The sequence below is a fragment of the Stenotrophomonas sp. SORGH_AS_0321 genome, assembly GCF_031453215.1.
GTDB classification, from domain to species: domain Bacteria; phylum Pseudomonadota; class Gammaproteobacteria; order Xanthomonadales; family Xanthomonadaceae; genus Stenotrophomonas; species Stenotrophomonas chelatiphaga.
Genome location: NZ_JAVIZG010000001.1, coordinates 3940540 through 3958892, shown reverse-complemented (window position 1 = coordinate 3958892; position 18353 = coordinate 3940540). Strand labels below are relative to the sequence as shown.

14 protein-coding genes and 1 pseudogene are annotated in these 18353 nt (G+C 68.4%); 12 read left to right on the top strand and 3 right to left on the bottom strand.

Going from position 1 to position 18353, the window contains the following annotated elements:
* Positions 1-90 precede the first annotated feature (90 nt).
* Positions 91-708, top strand: a complete 618-nt coding sequence (locus QE373_RS17870) for a DUF938 domain-containing protein (protein ID WP_309689211.1) — start codon at positions 91-93, stop codon at positions 706-708.
* 173 nt (positions 709-881) lie between these two features.
* Here QE373_RS17870 and QE373_RS17865 read toward each other — a convergent pair.
* A pseudogene (locus QE373_RS17865) lies at positions 882-4572 on the bottom strand (indolepyruvate ferredoxin oxidoreductase family protein).
* Between the two features lie 163 nt (positions 4573-4735).
* On the opposite strand from QE373_RS17865, the gene QE373_RS17860 reads away from it, so the two are divergent.
* Positions 4736-5371 (top strand): tetratricopeptide repeat protein, encoded by a 636-nt coding sequence (locus QE373_RS17860; RefSeq protein WP_309689209.1) that lies wholly within the window; start codon positions 4736-4738, stop codon positions 5369-5371.
* A 70-nt stretch (positions 5372-5441) separates the two neighbouring features.
* Entirely contained in the window at positions 5442-6356 is a 915-nt protein-coding gene (locus QE373_RS17855; RefSeq protein WP_057508965.1) for an AEC family transporter, read from the top strand.
* A 21-nt stretch (positions 6357-6377) separates the two neighbouring features.
* Here QE373_RS17855 and QE373_RS17850 read toward each other — a convergent pair whose 3' ends face one another.
* Positions 6378-7862 carry an AAA family ATPase gene (locus QE373_RS17850; RefSeq protein ID WP_309689206.1) on the bottom strand — a complete coding sequence of 495 codons (1485 nt, stop codon included), beginning with the start codon at positions 7860-7862 and terminating at the stop codon, positions 6378-6380.
* Between the two features lie 126 nt (positions 7863-7988).
* On the opposite strand from QE373_RS17850, the gene QE373_RS17845 reads away from it, so the two are divergent.
* From QE373_RS17845 to QE373_RS17805, 9 genes are all read left to right on the top strand, one after another.
* Positions 7989-8621 carry a ParA family protein gene (locus tag QE373_RS17845; protein ID WP_057508967.1) on the top strand — a complete coding sequence of 211 codons (633 nt, stop codon included), beginning with the start codon at positions 7989-7991 and terminating at the stop codon, positions 8619-8621.
* 34 nt (positions 8622-8655) lie between these two features.
* Positions 8656-9132, top strand: a complete 477-nt coding sequence (locus tag QE373_RS17840) for a histidine phosphatase family protein (RefSeq protein ID WP_057508968.1) — start codon at positions 8656-8658, stop codon at positions 9130-9132.
* Between the two features lie 4 nt (positions 9133-9136).
* On the top strand, positions 9137-9769 hold the full coding sequence (locus tag QE373_RS17835) for a YceI family protein (protein ID WP_057508969.1): 633 nt from the start codon (positions 9137-9139) through the stop codon (positions 9767-9769).
* A complete protein-coding gene (locus QE373_RS17830) occupies positions 9766-11820 on the top strand; it encodes a phospholipase D family protein (protein WP_309689194.1) in 2055 nt (684 codons plus the stop codon). Before QE373_RS17835 ends, QE373_RS17830 begins: the two co-directional genes overlap by 4 nt.
* Positions 11821-11833: 13 nt before the next feature.
* Positions 11834-12268 (top strand): hotdog fold thioesterase, encoded by a 435-nt coding sequence (locus tag QE373_RS17825; protein WP_057508971.1) that lies wholly within the window; start codon positions 11834-11836, stop codon positions 12266-12268.
* 130 nt (positions 12269-12398) lie between these two features.
* On the top strand, positions 12399-13190 hold the full coding sequence (locus QE373_RS17820) for a lysophospholipid acyltransferase family protein (protein ID WP_309689190.1): 792 nt from the start codon (positions 12399-12401) through the stop codon (positions 13188-13190).
* A gap of 58 nt (positions 13191-13248) precedes the next feature.
* On the top strand, positions 13249-14241 hold the full coding sequence (locus QE373_RS17815; protein WP_309689901.1) for an alpha/beta fold hydrolase: 993 nt from the start codon (positions 13249-13251) through the stop codon (positions 14239-14241).
* A 68-nt stretch (positions 14242-14309) separates the two neighbouring features.
* On the top strand, positions 14310-16379 hold the full coding sequence (locus tag QE373_RS17810) for a tetratricopeptide repeat protein (protein WP_309689185.1): 2070 nt from the start codon (positions 14310-14312) through the stop codon (positions 16377-16379).
* Between the two features lie 5 nt (positions 16380-16384).
* Positions 16385-16993, top strand: coding sequence for a YbhB/YbcL family Raf kinase inhibitor-like protein (locus QE373_RS17805; RefSeq protein WP_309689182.1), 609 nt, complete (start codon positions 16385-16387; stop codon positions 16991-16993).
* A gap of 470 nt (positions 16994-17463) precedes the next feature.
* On the opposite strand, the gene QE373_RS17800 is transcribed toward QE373_RS17805, so the two are convergent.
* A complete protein-coding gene (locus tag QE373_RS17800) occupies positions 17464-18282 on the bottom strand; it encodes an META and DUF4377 domain-containing protein (RefSeq protein WP_309689179.1) in 819 nt (272 codons plus the stop codon).
* Between the last annotated feature and the right edge of the window lie 71 nt (positions 18283-18353).

The window sequence follows — 18353 nt, the reverse complement described above, 5'->3', positions numbered from 1 at the left end:
ACTTTCGCCAGCGCCATGCAATGGCACAAGTGACTGCAGTCATGGTCGTGTCACAGGCACAATGGCGTTCTGCCACTTTCGTCACGAACCATGACCGAAAAGCCGTACTCCCTTGCCTGCGAGCGCAACCGCGATCCCATCGCCGCCGCGCTGGACCCGTTCATGGCCGATCGCCGCCGCGTGCTGGAGATCGGCAGCGGCACCGGCCAGCATGCGGTGTACTTCGCCCAGCGCTGGCCGTGGCTGCAGTGGCAGCCCAGCGACCACCCGGACCACCTGGCCGGGATCCGCGCGTGGCGCGACGATGCCGGGCTGGCCAACCTGCAGCCACCGTTCGCGCTGCAGGCCGAGCTGCCGCCGGCGCCGGGGCTGGTCGTGCCGGCCGCTACCCCGCGCTTCGATGCGGTGTTCAGTGCCAATACCCTGCACATCATGGGCTGGGAGCACGTACAGGCGCTGTTCGCCGGCCTGCCTGCGCTGCTGGAAGGCGGCGCTTTGCTGGCGGTGTACGGTCCCTTCAATTACCGGGGCGAGTACACCAGTGACAGCAACGCCCAGTTCGATGGCTGGCTGAAGGCCCGCGACCCACGCAGCGGCATCCGCGATGCTGAAGCGGTGCAGGCGCTGGCGGTGACGCAGGGTTTCATCGCGATGGCCGATCTGCCGATGCCGGCCAACAACCGCCTGCTGGTGTGGCGATTGGGGTGATCAGGCGTCGGCGGGCTGGGCGTCTTGAGCTGGGCCATCGGATGTAACCGATGGCCCACATAAGTCCAATAGTAATCAAATGGTTACATTGGGATGAGGTGACTGTTCGATTGCTTTGTTGACGGCCAGCGGCCGTCACTACCATCAGCGGCCGTCATTGCCCTTCGCGGCCGTCAGGCGACCTGGACGATGTGCAGCGCGCGCGGGTTGCGCCACTGTGCCAGCAGCGCTGCCTCGCGCGCCTTGGCTTTTTCCAGGTGCGCTTCCTTGACGTGGCCGTAGCCGCGGATGTGCTCGGGAATGCTGGCAATCTCCACCGCCAGCGCGAGCCGGTGGTCATCCAGGCCGTCCAGCAGCAGCTGCACGGTGGCTTCGTAATCGGTGATCAGCTGGCGTTCGCCGACGCGCTCGGCGGTGCGGCCGAACGGGTCCAGGCGGCCGCCGCGCAGGAACTTCAGCTTCGCCAGCACGCCGAAGGCCTTCAGCATCCACGGGCCGTATTCCTTCTTGATCAGGCGGCCCTGCGCATCCTTCTTCGCGAACAACGGCGGGGCCAGATGGAAGCGCAGCTGGAACTCGCCTTCGAACTGCTGCCGCAGGCGGCGCTGGAAGTCGCCGCTGGTATACAGCCGCGCCACTTCGTACTCGTCCTTGTAGGCCATCAGCTTGAACAGGTAACGGGCCACGGTCTCGGTCAGCGCGGTGGAGCCGCCGAGCGTGTCCTGTTCGCCCCTGCGCACGCGATCGACCAGGCTGCGGTAGCGGTCTGCATAGGCCTGGTCCTGGTAGTCGACCAGGAACGCGGCGCGGCGCGTGATCATCTCGTCCAGCGAGCGCGACAGCCGGGCATCGTCCAGCGGCAGGAACGCCACGTCATCGCTGGCGTGCCCGGGCAGGCCACGCAGTTCGCGTTCGTCGCTGCTGTTGCGCGGTGCGGCGGTGGCGCCCCATTCGGTGCTTTCCCATTCGCCCGGCGGCAACGCGTGCAGCGGCCCCGGCGTGGTTTCAGCCGAGGTATGGCCGTTGCGGACCAGGCCGGCGGCCTGCTGCACGGCCTGCGGATCGACCGCGGCCAGGCGGCCCCAGGCGAAGGCCTGCTGGTTCATCGCCACGGCCGCGCCGTTGAGTTCAATGGCGCGCATCAGCGCATCGAAGGACAGCGGCACCAGGCCCTGCTGCCACGCGTAGCCCAGGATGAACAGATTGGAGGCGATCGCATCGCCCAGCAGTGCGGTCGCCAGCTGGGTGGCGTCCAGCAGCAGCGGCGATTCGCCGCCCAGCGCCACGCGGATGCCGGCCACGATGTCGGCGGCGGGGAACTGCATGTCCGGTCGGGTGGTGAAGCTGCCCGGCATTGCTTCATAGGTGTTGAGCACCACCTGGGTGCGACCGGCGCGCACCTTGGACAGCGCCCAGTAATCGTTGACCACCACCATGTCGCAGCCCAGCACCAGGTCGGCTTCACCGGCGGCGATGCGCACGGCATGGATGTCGGCCGGGGTGCGGGCGATGCGGATGTGGGTGGTGACCGCGCCGCCCTTCTGCGCCAGGCCGGTCTGGTCCAGCACCGAGGAGCCCTTGCCCTCCAGGTGCCCGGCCATGCCCAGCAGCGCGCCGATGGTCACCACGCCGGTGCCACCGACACCGGTGATCAGGATGTTCCAGGGCTGCTCCAGCGCGGTCCGCACCGGCGGCGCCGGCAGGTTGTCCAGCAGGGTGGAGGCATCGCGCTTGCTGCCCTTGCGCGGCTTGCCGCCGTGCACGGTGACAAAGCTGGGGCAGAAGCCGGTCGTGCAGGAATAATCCTTGTTGCAGTTGGACTGGTCGATATCGCGCTTGCGCCCGAACTCGGTCTCCTTCGGCAGCACCGACACGCAGAAACTCTTCTTGCCACAGTCGCCGCAGCCTTCGCACACCAGCGAGTTGATGACCACCCGCTTGGCCGGGTCTTCCAGCTTGCCGCGCTTGCGCCGGCGGCGTTTTTCAGTCGCGCAGGTCTGTTCGTAGATGAGGATCGAAACACCCTTCACCTCGCGCAGCTGCTTCTGTACTGCATCCAGCGGCGCTGCGGTCATGGAAGGCCACGCCGTCCGGGAACTGGTCGCGCTGGCGCGTCCACTTTTCGATGTTGTCCGACAGCACCACGATGGTGTGGATGCCTTCGGCGCGCATCTGCCGGGCGATGTCCGGCACGCTCAGCGGGCCGTCCACCGGCTGGCCACCGGTCATCGCCACCGCGTCGTTGTAGAGGATCTTGTAGGTGATGTTGACCCCGGCGGCGACCGACTGGCGGATCGCCAGCGAGCCACTGTGGAAATAGGTGCCATCGCCCAGGTTCTGGAACACATGCGGAGTATCGGTGAAGGCGGCCTGGCCGGCCCAGGTCACCCCTTCGCCGCCCATGTGGGTGAAGGTATCGGTGCTGCGGTTCATCCAGGTCACCATGTAATGGCAACCGATGCCGCCCAGCGCGCGCGAGCCTTCCGGCACGGTGGTGGAGGTGTTGTGCGGGCAGCCGGAGCAGTAATGCGGTACGCGCGGGAAGTTGGCGCGCGGCAGGGCCAGCTCGGCTTCCTTCTCCTGCATCCACTGCAGGCGCTGTTCGATGGACTCGTTGTTGAAGAACTTCTGGATGCGCCGGCCGATCACCGCGGCGATGGTGGCCGGGGTCAGCTCGCCGGTGGACGGCAGGATCCACTCGCCTTGCTCGTCGTACTTGCCGACGATGGACGGCCGCGGGCCCCAGCTGGCCGGCCAGTTGAAGAACTGCTCCTTCATCTGGCGCTCGATGAAGGCCCGCTTCTCCTCCACCACGATGATGTCTTCCAGCCCCTGCGCGAAGCGCGCGATGCCCTGCGGTTCCAGCGGCCAGGTCATGCCGACCTTGTACACGCGGATGCCGATGTCGGCGCAGGCCGTCTCGTCCAGGCCCAGGTATTCCAGCGCCTGCAGCACGTCCAGGTAGCTCTTGCCGGTGGTGACGATGCCCAGCCGCGCGCGCGGTGAATCCAGCACGGTGCGGTCGATGCCATTGGCACGCGCGAATGCCTGGGCGGCCTTGACCGCGTAGCGGTGCAGGCGCATTTCCTGGTCCAGCGGCGGGTCCGGCCAGCGGATGTTGAGGCCACCGGCCGGCATCTCGAAGTTGTCGGGCAGCACGATGCGCCGTGCCAGCGGGTCCACGTCCACCGAGGCGGACGATTCCACCGTCTCGGCAATGGTCTTGAAGCCGATCCAGCGCCCGGTGTACCGGCTCATCGCCCAGCCCAGCACGCCCATGTCCAGGATGTCCTGCACACCGGCCGGATTCAGCACCGGCATCATCGCGCTGACGAACTCGTCCTCGCTGCCATGCGGCAGGGTGGAACTGCGGCAGGCATGGTCATCGGCCGCCAGCGCCAGCACGCCGCCGAGCCGCGACGTGCCGGCCGCATTGGCGTGCTTGAAGACATCGCCGCAGCGGTCCACGCCCGGGCCCTTGCCGTACCACATGCCGAACACGCCCTGCACGTTGGCACCCGGGAACAGGGTGGTCTGCTGCGTTCCCCACACCATGGTCGCGCCGAGATCTTCGTTCAGGCCGGGGGTGAACTTCACCCTGGCGGCCTCCAGGTGCTGGCGCGCGCGCCACAGCTCCAGGTCGAAACCGCCCAGCGGGCTGCCGCGGTAGCCACTGATGAAGCCGGCACTGTCGATGCCGACGGCGGCATCGCGCAACCGCTGCATCAGCGGCAGGCGGACCAGCGCCTGCACGCCGCTCAGGTAGATCCGACCGGTTTCGCGCGCGTACTTGTGGTCGAGCGTGTAATCGCGGTCGAGCTGGGCGGCGGAATCGGGAGACGTAAGCTGGGCGGTACTGGTCATGGCTGGCCTGGTTCGGATCGGCTGGCGCCGGCTGCGCGTGCGCAGGACCGGAGGGCGCGGATTGTAACAGTGGCCCCGTCGTCGGCCGGTACTCGCTTCTGATGCCGCACTGCGGTTAGGATCAGGAAGTGGGAGGTTGTTGTTTCAACCTGGGGAAAACGAGATGTCACTTGTAAGACAGTTCCTTGCCAGCCTGGTGCTGGTATCGGGGACAGCCGCTGCATGGGCTGCCCCCCTCCTGCCTGCGCCGCAGGAGTTCTATTTCGATCCTGATCCTGCTGCCGTTCCGGTGGTGGTGGTGCAGGCCGAAGGCGATGACCTGGTCAGCCAGCTGCTTCGCCAGCGCGAGCGCGGGCGCAAGTCGCTCGAGGCGACCGTGCAGTTGGCCGGGGTGGCCATCGCGCAGGGCCGCACCGAACTTGGCCAGCAGCTTTACACCGAAGCCCTGCAGGCCACCGCGGCCAATTCGCCGTCGGGCCGGATGGTGCGTTGGAGCCACGGCTGGGACCTGTTCCGCCAGGGCCAGCCTGAGGCGGCGCTGGAGCAGTGGCATGCCGCGGCCAGCGCATTGCGCGGCAATCCGTCGTGGATCCCGCCGACCTACGCACTGGCCCTGTGGGAGCTCGGGCAGAAGGAGGATGCGGTGAAGTGGTATGCCGCCGCCGTGCGCACCGAACCCGGCCAGTGGAGCACGTCGACGAACTACCCGAGCCTGTTGCCGGCATGGCGGGACAGCGAGCGCGCCACCCTGGCGCAGGTCCAGCAGGCGTGGGCCGCGCAGCCGCCGAAGTGGCCCTGACCGGGCGGGCCGCAGCGCAGGGTGCGGCCGGCCGGCAACGGCCCTGCGACGGCTGTTGATGGCCTAGACGATGGCCTTCGATGCCTTCGCGCTGATCCTGGCCATGCTCGGCGTGGGCATGCTGTTCGCGCGGCTGCGGGTGCTGCCGGACAACAGCGCGCAGGTCCTCAACGGCGTCGTGCTGTATGTGTGCCTGCCGGCTGCGGTGCTGACCTACGTCCCGCAGCTGCAGCTGAAGCCCAGCCTTGCCGGGTTGATGGTGACGCCGTGGCTGTTGATGCTGGCGACCTGGGCGCTGGTGTCGCTGGCCACGCGGGTGTTCGGCTTCGCCCGCGACGTGCACGCCGTGCTGCTGATCTGCGTGGCCCTGGCCAACTCCAGCTTCATCGGCTATCCAATGGTGCGCGCGCTGCTGGGGGATGCCGCACTGCCCTACGCGGTGGTGTACGACCAGTTCGGCACCTTCCTGCTGCTGTCCACCTTCGGGCTGGTGGTGCTGGCCCGTTACAGCGGCGACACGCCGCCCGGCGTGCTGCAGGTACTGGCCCGCATCGTCCGGTTTCCGCCGCTGTGGGCGTTGCTGTTCGCGCTGCTGCTGATGCCGGCCAGCCCGCCGGCGTGGATCGGCGATGGGCTGCGCCAGCTGGCCGATGCGATGCTGCCGCTGGTGATGCTGGCGGTGGGTCTTTCCATACAGCTGCGGCTGTCACGCGCCGAACTGCTGCCGCTGGGGCTCGGGCTGGGCCTGAAGCTGCTGGTGATGCCCGCCCTGGCGCTGCCGCTGTCCTGGTTGCTGGGCCTGCAGGGCGTGATGCTGCAGGTGAATGTGCTGGAGTCGGCGATGCCGACGATGATCACCGCTGCCGCGCTGGCCATCGCCCATCGGCTGGCACCGCGCCTGGCCGCGGCCCTGGTGGGCTACGGCATCCTGCTGTCGCTGGCCACGCTGCCGGCCTGGGTGTGGCTGCTGCGCCACATGGCCTGACCGGGAACGCCGGCGCAGGGTTCAATCGTCGGCGTTGACCGTGCGCGGTGCGGCCCACTCGCGCAGCGCCTGGACCTGTTCGGCCATCAGCACCGACAGCGGGCGGCTGCCGCGGATTTCCGCCATCAGCACGTCGGTATCCAGTGCACGCTGGTCGGCATGCGCGGCGTACAGGCCGGCGACGATGGCCTGTTCGATTTCCGCGCCGGAAAAACCCTCCGCCGCCGCTGCCAGCGCCGGCAGCGCGAAGGCGTCGGCATTCAACTGGCGACGCGCCAGGTGCAGGCGCAGCAGTTCCACGCGTGTATCCGGGCCGGGCAGGTCGACGAAGAAGATCTCATCGAAGCGGCCCTTGCGCAGCAGCTCGGCAGGCAGTTCGTGCACCTGGTTGGCGGTGGCCACGATGAATACCGGAGCCTTGCGCTCGGCCATCCAGGTCAACAGCGTCCCCAGCACCCGGCGTGAGACGCCGCCGTCCTCGCCGCCGGTCGCAAGGCCCTTCTCGATCTCATCGATCCACAGCACGCACGGCGCCAGCTGCTCGGCCGATGCCAGCGCCTGGCGCAGGTTCGACTCGGTTTCGCCGTGGTACTTGTTGTACAGCGCGCCCACGTCCATGCGCAGCAGGGGAACGCCGAAACCGGCGGCGGTCGCCTTGGCCAGCATCGATTTGCCACAGCCCTGCACGCCCAGCAGCAGCATGCCGCGCGGCGGATCCAGGCCGGCCGGTGCCGCGCCGGCCAGGAAGGCGATCCGGCGCTGGTTGACCCAGCGCTTGAGCCGGTTGGCACCGGCCACGTCGGCAAAACGCGCCGTGTCGTACTCATACATCAAGTGGCCGCTGCGGTTGAGCAGCTCGAACTTCAGCCGCGCCAGCTGCGGCAGGTCATCGTCGCCCAGCGCGCCGTCGGCATAGATCAGCTGGCGGGCGATCCGCCGCGCATCGACCAGGCTCAGGCCCTGCAGGTTGCGCAGGATCTTCTTCACCGCCTCGCTGTCCACCTCGACCCGGCGGCCGCCGTGCTCGCGCGCGTAACCGGCCGCTTCCTCGCGCAGCATCTTCAGCAATGCATTGGCGTCGGGCAGGCGCGGATTGAAGCGCGTCGCCAGGGCTTCAAGCTCGGGCGGCAGGGTCACCTTCGCGCCGATCAGCACCAGCACGTGCGGCTGGCTGTGGCGGCGCTGGATCAGATCGCGCAGCGCGCGCTGGTGGCTGGCGTAGCCCAGATAGGGATGGAAATCGAGCAGCAGGTAGATCCCGCGCTGGTCGGCCTGCTGGATCATCTGGAGGGCCGCGCTGGCATCGGGTGGGCCGACTGCGTCGTCCTCGCGTTCCAGGTCGATGCGGCGCAGGCCTTCGGTGATCGACCAGCGGTGCAGCGCCCGCCATACCTGCAGCAGGGTCTGCCGGAACAGTTCGATGATCCGGCCTTCGTCCTGGGTCTCGATCACGATCAGGGGCGTATTGGCGCGTATCAGCGCGCTGAGGTCCTGCAGTTCGCTCATGCCGGTTCGATCCTTCGGGGGCGCCACGATAACAAAGCCACGGCCGCGGTGGTTCAGCCGCGCGACTATCACCCTCACCTGCTCCGGTGTACGCTCGGGCAACGTTCTCCCGGAAGCGAGGCCTGCATGAAGACCATCCTGGTGGCCGGTTCCAAGGGTGGGGTGGGCAAGACCACCATCGCCACCCACCTGGCCGCACATGCGGCACTGCAGGGCCGGCGTACGGTGATTGCCGACGCCGACCCGCAGGGCTCCAGCACCCGCTGGGCGCAGCGTCGTTCCGAGCTGGAAAGCGCGGTGCTGCCGATCGACGTGCACAAGAAGAAGCAATGGGCGCAGAAGCTCCCCGATGGCACCGACACGGTGATCATCGATGCCCCGGCCGGTGCGTTGGCCGACGATATCCTGCATTTCCTCGACGCCGCCGATGCCGTGGTGGTGCCGGTGCTGCCTTCCGCGCTGGACATCGAAGCCATCGTCGGCTTCCTCAACAGCCTGTCCAAGGTGGCCCGGGTGCACAACCGCAAGCTGCCGGTGGGGCTGGTGCTGAACCGCACCAAGCCGTGGACCCAGACGTCGCAGCAGGCCATCCAGATGCTGTCCGACTGGCCCTACCCGGTGGTGGCGCAGCTGCGCGACAGCCAGAGCTACGTAGTGATGACCGGGCTGGGACGCAGCCTGTTCGATTACCGTTCCGCCCAGGTCCGCGAACACCAGGCCGACTGGGAACCCCTGCTGACATGGCTGGACAAGGCATGAGCCGCTTGTACCCCTCATCCAATGGAAGACTCCGATGCGTGAACTGATCCTGCTTCGCCATGCCCACGCCGAACCGGCCAGCACCGGACAGGCTGACCTTGACCGGCCCCTTTCGGCGGTCGGACTTGCCGAGGCCGAAGCGGCCGGCAAGTGGCTCAAGGACAACAACCTGCAGCCTGATTGCGTGCTCTGTTCACCGGCCCGGCGTACCCGCGAAACCCTGGAAGCGGTGGTCGGCATCACCGGCTTCTTCGAACACAAGCTGGAAGACAAGGTGTACGACGCCACGCCCGGCACCCTGATCGGCCTGGTCGACGATCGAAACGACGTCGAACGCCTGATGATCGTCGGCCATAATCCTGGCCTGGAGCGCCTGGTCGCCTTGTTGAACACCGGCGAGACCAGTGACTACCGCGGCATGCCACCGGCCGGTATTGCCGTGCTGCAGTTCCCGAAGGAAGCCAGCATCGAACCCGGCGTCGCCAGCCTCAACGCATTCTGGTGGCCGTGATCCGATGAACGCGTGGCAGAGGGGGCTGCTGCTCGGATTGGCGATCGTACCGGCTGGACTGGCAGCACAGCCGGCGCTGGCACCGCTGCTGGCCCCGCCTGCGGCGCTGCCGGCGGTGCAGGTCGTGCACCGCGCGCCGCTGGTGCTGGACACCCAGCGCTCGCAGCTGGGTTTCGAAGTGCGCAGCCGGCTCGGACAGCGCATCGAAGGCAGTTTTCCGCATTTCGAAGGTCGCATCGAGGTGCTGTCCGACGGGCGCCACCAGGTCCATCTGAAGATGTACACCCGCTCGGTGGAGATCCCCGGCAAGCCACGCTATACCGGCTGGATGCGCGGGGAAGAGTTCTTCGATGCGGCCCGCCATCCGGTCGTGGAATTCGACTCGCTGCCGTACGATCCGGCGCGGGTCGACCAGGGCGGTGACATCCAGGGCCGCCTGATGCTGCGCGGGGTCAGCCATCCCGAAACGCTGCGGGTGGAAAAGGCGGAATGCGCCAGACCCGGCTATGATTGCGATGTCGTCAGCCGTGGGACCGTCCTGCGGGGCCGCTACGGCATGGACAACTGGCAGCTTGCCTTGAGTGATCGAGTGACCTTCGTACTGCGAGCGCGCCTGAGCGAGGCGCCGAAACCGTGAACCTGATGTCGCGCTGGCTGATGCTGGCAGGCCTGCTGCTGCTCGGCGGCTGTGCGTCGTTGTCCAACAGTGAGCGCGAGCGCGCCGCGGGCATCGCGGCGCAGGCCCGTTCCACCGTGGTGGACTGCGACCGCGCCGACCGCTGCGCGCAGGATTCACCGCTGCGCGCGTTGGCCGGCCGGGCGTTCACCGAATCGACCGCCGACCAGCCCCGGCACTACGCGACCATCCTGGATGAAGGCGAGGAAGCGCTGGTGGCACGGCTGAACCTGCTGCGCAGCGCCACCCGCAGCATCGACCTGCAGACCTACATCTTCGACAAGGATGACAGCGCCCGGCTGGTCATCGATGAACTGCTGGCGGCCAGCCGCCGTGGCGTCAAGGTGCGCCTGCTGATCGACCAGCTGTCGGCGATCTCGGACCTGCAGATCCTCGGCGCGCTGTCGTCGGCGCACCAGAATTTCGAGCTGCGCGTGTACAACCCGACCTTCGGCAAGGCGCAGCTGAACTACTTCGACTACGCCGGCAGCGTGCTGTGCTGCTTCCGCCGCTTCAACCAGCGCATGCACAACAAGCTGCTGGTGGTCGATGATGCGATCGGCGTGGTCGGCGGCCGCAATTACCAGGACGATTACTACGACTGGGATTCGGAATACAACTTCCGCGACCGCGACGTGCTGGTGGCCGGTCCCGAGGCGCGGGTGATGGCGGCCAACTTCGAGGCGTTCTGGAAGGCGCCGCGCAGCGTGCCGGCGGAACGGCTGAACGACGTCGGGCGGATCCTGCTCGACAGCGGCCCGCCGACGCTGCCACCGGCCGTGTACCGGCGGCCGGAACGGGTGGAACGGGTGCTGGCCGAAGCCATCGACGATGCCTGGATCAGCCGCAGCTTCGTCGACACCGCACTGCCGGTGGCCTCGGTGCGTTACGTGGCCGACCTGCCGCGCAAGCATCGCCGCGAGAGCGCCGAGCAGCCGCGCAACGGGCAGCATGTCACCGAACCGCAGCTGGACCGGCTGATTTCCGAAGCGCAGTCCGAAGTGCTGCTGCAGACGCCGTACCTGGTGCTGTCCAAGCCGGCGCGCCAGCTGTTCGCCGACCTGCGCAGGCAGGCGGATCCGCCGCGCGTGCTGGTGTCCACCAACAGCCTGGCGGCCACCGACAATCCGATCGTCTACGCGCTGTCCTACAAGTACAAGCGGCGCAACATGCGCGAGCTGGGCTTCAACATCTTCGAGTTCAAGCCGTTCCCGCTGGATGCGCCGGTGGACTACCGCAACCTGCTGCCGGACCCGATCGCCGGCGACTACCCGGAAGGCCGCCGCGGCGGCATGCTCGGTGGCAGTGCGGCGGGCAGCAACGCGCGCCCTCCCGGCAGCGGCAGCCGTGCCCAGGACAGCGCAGCCCCGGACGTGGCCGTGCGTGGCAATCCGCGCACCGGCAGCGCCTACCAGAATGCACGCGAACGCCGTCGCGCCGCAGGCAGTGAAGTGGAACGCGACCTGCTGCGTACCGAGACCCGGCCTTCCTTCCTGGGCAGCAAGGCGGTCAACCGCCCGCTGCCGGTGACCCGCCAGGGCGCGCGCATGGGCCTGCATGCCAAGTCCCTGGTGGTGGATCGCCGCATCGGCGTGATCGGCACGCACAACTTCGACCCGCGCAGTGAAAACTACAATACCGAAGGCGCGGTGATCATCGACGACCCGGTGTTCGCCCAGCGCCTGGCCGACAGCATCCTGCGCGACATCCATCCGCAGAACTCCTGGACGGTGGCGCCGCGCAGCAAGCCGCCGGTGTTGTCCGGGTTGAACTACAGCATGGGCAAGGCGTCCGAAGCGCTGCCGATCCTGGACTTCTGGCCATGGCGGTATGCCACCGACTACGAGTTCCAGCCCGGTCCGGCGTGCCCGGAGCCGTTGCCGCGGCAACACCCGGATTTCCATGCCTGTTACACCGCCGTCGGTGACTTCCCCGAAGTCAACGTCGGCCCGAAACTGTTGCTGGTGCGCATGCTGACCGCCTTCGGCGCCGGCCTGGTACCGATCCTCTGACTGGAGCTGTGCCGTGCCGTCCGTATTCCGCCAGGCGATTTCCCTTGATGCCCTCAACGCGCTCAGCGCCAACACGGTGATTTCCCAGCTGGGGATCGTGTTCACCGCAGCAGGCGATGACTGGCTGCAGGCGACCATGCCGGTGGATGCGCGCACCCACCAGCCCTACGGCATTCTGCATGGCGGGGCGTCGGTGGTGCTGGCCGAGACCCTGGGCAGCAGTGCCGGCAACCTCTGCGTGGACAACAGCCAGCAGGTCTGCGTGGGGCTGGAGATCAATGCCAACCACGTGCGCGCCAAGCGCGAAGGCGTGGTGACCGGCACCGCACGCGCGGTGCATGTGGGCCGCAGCACGCAGATCTGGGACATCCGCATCGAAGATGAGCAGGCACGGCTGGTGTGCACTTCGCGCCTGACCCTGGCGGTGGTGGCCGCCGGTCACGGTTGAGCACCCGGCACGTCTACAAGCGCGCGCGGGCCGGCGCGGAACACAGCGTTGCCGGCTGCTGGCCCATCCTCGCAGCCGCTTTGGCCACCCCGCGCTGGCAGGCGCTGCGGTGCTCGGGTATCGTTCCCGCATGAATTCCCCCACTCCGGCCACCCGTGGCGGCGTGGCGCGTGTGTGCCGCTACCTGTACCGCGTACCGCTGCTGCTCATCCACCTGCTTGTCTTCCTGCCGCTGATCCTCATCGGCATGCTGCCGCCGTGGGGCGAACTGCGCGTGGGCGATGAGCCGCTTGGCTACAAGGTGGTCAACTGGTGGTCGGCCGGCCTGATGTGGATCTTCGGTTTCCGCCTGGTGCGCATCGGCAAGCCGCTGCAGGGCGCGGTGCTGTTCGTTGCCAACCATGTCAGCTGGGTCGACATCTGCGTGCTGCACAGCCAGCGCATGATGGGTTTTGTCGCCAAGCGCGAAATCGCCGGCTGGCCGGTGGTCGGCTGGCTGGCCGGGCGCGGCCAGACCATCTTCCACCAGCGTGGCAGCACCGAATCGCTGGACGGGGTGATGCAGCAGATGGTCGTGCGCCTGCGCGAAGGCAAGGGCGTGGGCGTGTTCCCGGAGGGTCGCACCCGGGGCGGCCATGAAGTCGGACCGTTCCATGCCCGCATCTTCCAGGCCGCGGTGGAAACCGGCGTGCCGGTGCAGCCGGTGGCGCTGCGCTACGGCGCAGGTGGCGATGCACAGACCATCGTGGCGTTCGGGCCGCGCGAAAGCTTCTTCGCCAACTTCCTGCGCCTGCTGGGCGAGCCGGCCCGGCGTGCCGAAGTGCACTTCCTGGAGCCGATCAGCGGCCAGGACCTGGAGGGTCGCCGGCGCATCGCCGAAACCTCGCGCACCCGCATCCTCGCGGCAATGGCCGGGACCTGAGCCGACGGTGTCCGTCCCCGCGCCCGCGATGTCCTTCGATTCCGGTCCGCCCGGACGGCTGACAGCGGCCGATTACCAGCCACCGCGCTGGCTGCGCAACGCACACCTGCAGTCGATGCTCAGTTCCAGCCGGCTGCGCCTGCGCCGCGGGCAGGAGCTGCTTGCGGCCACCGGCGCGAGCCACCGCGAGCTGATCCTCGATGGCGGCGAAGGGGTGCGCCTGCAGGCCTGGCACAGCGCCATCGAAGGGCGCGCGCCGTGCGGCATCGCGCTGCTGCTGCATGGCTGGGAAGGCAGCGCCGAATCCAGCTACATGCGCATGACCGCGGCGCGCATGCTGGCCGAAGGCTTCGACGTGGTGCGGCTGAACTTCCGCGACCACGGCAACACCCATCACCTCAATCCCGGCATCTTCCACTCCAACCGCATCGACGAAGTGGTGCATGCCGCCGCTGATATCGCCCATCGTTGGCCACAGCTGCCGCTGGTCGCGGCCGGCTATTCGCTGGGCGGCAACTTCGTGCTGCGGCTGGCGCTGCGCGCGCCCACGGCGGGCGTGCCGCTGCAACGGGTGGCGTCGGTGTGCCCGGTGCTGGATCCCGGCTTGACCATGGACAGCATCGAAAACGGCCCGGCGATGTACGACTGGTACTTCCGCCGCAAGTGGGCTGGATCGCTGCGGCGCAAACAGGCGGTCTATCCCGAGCTGAGTGATTGGGACGAGCGCGTGCTGCGGCTGGACATCCGCGCGCTGACCGCCTGGCTGGTCGAGCACCACACCGACTACGGTTCGCTGCAGGCCTATTTCGATGGCTATTCCATCGCCGGCGAGCGGCTGGCGGACCTGCAGGTGCCGGCGGACATCCTGATGGCCAAGGATGACCCCGTCATTCCCTATGTCACCTTCAATGACTGGCAGCTGCCGCTGTCGGCCAGCCTGCAGACCGCCGAATGGGGCGGCCACTGTGGCTTCCTGGAAAACTGGCGGGGTGATGGGTTTTCCGAGCGCTGGGTCGCCCAGCACCTTGGACAGGCGGCACTGGGCGGTTGAACCCGGCGCCGGCGGCACGCGGGGTCAGGGTCGTTACAATGCGGCTTTGCACTCCAGCCGGACCCGTCATGCAAGAACAGATACTCCAAGCCCTGCGTCGCCAGGACGCCGACCAGGCCGTGCAGTTGGCCACCCGCTGGATCGCCGATGAGCCCCAGCTGCCGCAGGCGCATCGCTGGCATGCGCTGGCGCTGCAGCAGCAGGGCCAGCTGCCGGCCGCGGTCGAAAGCCTGCAGCGTGCGCTTGCGCTCGCCCCGGACGATGCCGACCTGCACCTGCAGCACGCCGGCCTGTTGCTGGCGCTGCACCAGTTCGAGGCCGCCGAAGCGGCGCTCGGGCGCACCACCGGCTTCAATCCCAACGAGCTGTCGGCCTACCTGATGCAGGCGCACCTGGCGCTGGCCCGCAATGACGTGGACGAGGCTGAAAAGCAGCTCAAGCTGGCCGCGCGCGTGGATGCGGAGAACCCGGAAGTGGTGGCGCTGTCGGGCATGGTGGCGCTGCGTCGTGGCGCGCTGGACGAGGCCTTGGCCCAGCTGTCCAGCGCCGTGCGCGCGCTGCCGGACGACCCGCGCATCGTCTACGCGCTGGGCACGGCGTACCTGGGCAAGGACATGCTGGCCTTCGCCGAACAGGCGTTCCGCCGCGTGCTGGTGCTCAACCCGAAGATGACCGCGCTGCACGGGCTGCTGGTGCAGCTGGCGCTGCGCCAGGACAACCCCGCCGCGGCCGCCGAGCTGATCGAGCAGGCCCTGCAGCAGCCCGGCCAGGACAGCGTGGCGATGCGCCGTTTCGCCGCGCAGCTGGCGTTGCAGTCCGGCCAGCCGCTGCAGGCGCGTGACCACTTGCGCCCGCTGCTGGCCGCCAATGCGGGCGACCCGCAGTTGCTGCAGCTGCTGCTGATGGCGTGGCAGCGCCTGGGCCGCGACGACGAAGCGCGCAGCGAACTGGATGCGGTGCTGGCCGACCACGACCAGCTGCACAACCTGTGGCTGGCGCGGCTGTCGGTGGAAGGCGTGGGCAGCGAAGGCGCCGTGGCAGTGGGCGAACGCTGGCTGGCCGCGATGCCGGCCCACTTGCCGGCGCTGGAAACCCGCATGCGCCTGCACGACATGACCGGCGAGCACGACGCAGCCGAAGCGATGGCCGAACGCATCCTGGCGCTGGAGCCGGGCCGCGTCAGCGGTGCAACGCGGCTGGTGGATGGCCTGGTGCAGCGCGATCCGGCTGCCGCCGCGGCCCGCGTGCAGCAGATGGTGGACGGCGCCGAAGGACGTGCCCGGGAAGACCTGCGCACCTGGCTGGGCGAAGTGCATGACCGTGGCGGCCAGCCGCGCGAAGCACTGCGCACCTGGCTTGAGCTGCATGCCGACAACGTGGCCAACCGCCTGCCGCTGCCGCCGCAGGCCAAGGCGCCGGCCAGCTGGCCGGCACTTGGCGAGGTCGATCCGGAGCTGGCATCGCGCCCGATGTTCCTGTGGGGCGCTCCCGGTTCGAACGTCGAAAAAGTGATGAGCGCGCTCAGCGCGGCCAGTCCACTGGTGCGCGTTGACCGCTTCAGTGCCACGCCGCCGGACGACGCCTTCCAGAACTACAACACGTTGCAGGACCTGGCCTCGGGCAAGCTGTCGCCGCAGGGGCTGGTCGATGGCTGGCGCGCGCGCCTGCCGTCGCGCGGCCTGTCCAACGACACCGTGATCGACTGGCTGCTGTTCTGGGACAACGCCTTGTTGTGGGCGCTGCGCCCGGCGCTGCCGCAGGGCCGCCTGCTGGTGGTGCTGCGTGATCCGCGCGACATGCTGCTGGACTGGATCGCCTACGGCTCCGGCGCACAACTGGCGATCACCAGCCTGCAGGAAGCCGCCGAATGGTTGGCCCGCGCGCTGACCCAGGTGGCGGTGCTGAACGAGCAGGATCTGTACCCGAACGTGCTGGTGCGCGTGGATGCGGCCGGCAACGATCCGCAGGCGATGGCGCTGCTGCTCAGCGAGGTGATGGGCGTGCAGCTGCCAGTGGCACCGAACATCGGACCGCCGCGCCTGCCGAGCGGCCATTGGCGCAACTACCGCGAGGTCATGGGGGCGGCGATCGACCTGCTGACCCCGGTCGCGGTGCGCCTCGGGTACCCGGAGGAATGAGCCACATGCAACTGACCAGCACCAGCGTGGCCAACGGCGCGGCGATCGCGCGCGAATTCGCTGCCGGCGATGCCGATGGCTTCGCCCCGGACCGCAATCCGCAGCTGGCGTGGAGCGGGGTGCCCGAGGGCACCCGTTCCTTCGCGCTGATCTGCGTGGACCCGGATGTCCCGACGGTCGCCGACACCGTCGGCCGCACCGACATGACCATCCCGCGCGACCAGCCGCGTTGTGATTTCGTGCACTGGGTGATGGCCGACATCGCCGCCGACGTGCGCGAGCTCGCTGCCGGCAGCTGCAGCGATGGTTTCGTGGTCAAGGGCAAGACTGCGCCGGCCGGTCCGGCGGGCAGCCGCCAGGGATTGAATGATTTCACCGGCTGGTTCGCCGGCAACCCGGACATGGCCGGTGCCTACCTGGGCTACGACGGCCCGTATCCGCCGTTCAACGACGAACGCGTGCATCGCTACTTCTTCCGCGTGTTCGCGCTGGACGTGGCGACGCTGGAGCTGCCAACGCCGTTCACTGCCGGCGACGTGCATCGCGCGATGCAGGGCCACGTGCTGGCCGAAGCATCACTGCATGGCACCTACACGTTGAATCCTTCGCTGTAAAACGCGACGTCAACGTCAACGTCAACGTCAACAGCTGCAGGGCTGTTGCGTTGGCGGGGCGGGGTGGGTTGGCGGGGGACGGCAGAAGCCGCTCCTGCGGGCCTCGTTTCGCGCCATCCATGGCGCTCAACGCCCCCGCCAACCCACCCCGCCCCACCTTCGACAGGTCCATGGTGGCCTGGTAGCGCCGACCCATGGTCGGCGGATGTTGGGGGAATGGGGTCTGATGGATTCCGCCGACCATGGGTCGGCGCTACCGCTTTTTCATTCTTTTTCTACGCGGGTGGCAGCCACCGGAACCTGTCATGGGTCGGGCGGGGAGGCTGGGCGGGGGCGTTGAGCGCCATGGATGGCGCGAAACGAGGCCCGCATGGACGCAGTTTTTGCCGTCCCCCGACCAGCCTCCCCGCCCGGCCCACCCCCAGCTTCAGCCTGAAAGCCACCCGCGAGGGGGTCTCACCCGTTCGCAGTCACTTCTCGACAGCCGACTCCACCACCATGTCCAGCACATACGCCTGCGACGACGCATCCGCCGGCGGATTGGCCACCTTGAAGCGGTTCACGCGCAGTACGTTGCGGGTCCCGGCCTCGTGGGTGTAGCCCTCGATGCTGTCGTAGAAGTTCTCGAACCCGCCCGGCTCGCCCTGCTTCAGGCCCTGGTCGTCGAACTGCACTTCGCGCACCTGCAGGCACTGCTTGTCCTTGATCAGCGGATGCGGGCACGGCTTGGTCTGCGCGGCCACTTCCAGGAACACGCGCTCACCTGGGCCACCGAAGCGGGTCTCGGCCGTAGGCTCCGGCGCGAACACCAGCACCTCGCCCTGGGCGGTGCGCAGGGTCAGCTCCCCGTTGTCGGCCAGTTCGGTCTTCAGCGTGCCCTGCAGGCGGCTGCCCACGGCCTCGTCCAGCGCCATCACGCTCGGCTCGCAGGCCATCCGCGTGGAGGCCAGCTGCGACAGCACCAGGTTGCCATCGGCCACGGTGTAACCGCCGCTCATGCCGTTGCAGGCGTTGGACACCGATACGCGGCCTTCGCTGAAGTCCAGCGTCACCGGCTTGTCGGCGCGTACGAACAGCGCATCGATGCGCTTGCCGTCGGCGCCGGTGGCGTCCTTCAGGCGCCAGTGCTGGCCATGCAGGCGCTGCACGTCCAGATGCGCGGCGGTCTTCTGCGCGGCGGCGGCGGCCGGTGCCGGGGCGAGGTCATCGGCATTGCCGGCCGGGGCCGGGTTCTGGCTGCAGGCCGCCAGCAGGGCCAACGGCAGGGACAGGATCAGGGTGCGCTTCATTTGGATTCTCCTTGGATTGCCGGATTCAGAACGGGTGCGCATGCCGGGTGGGGTCACGCGCCTGGCGCCGC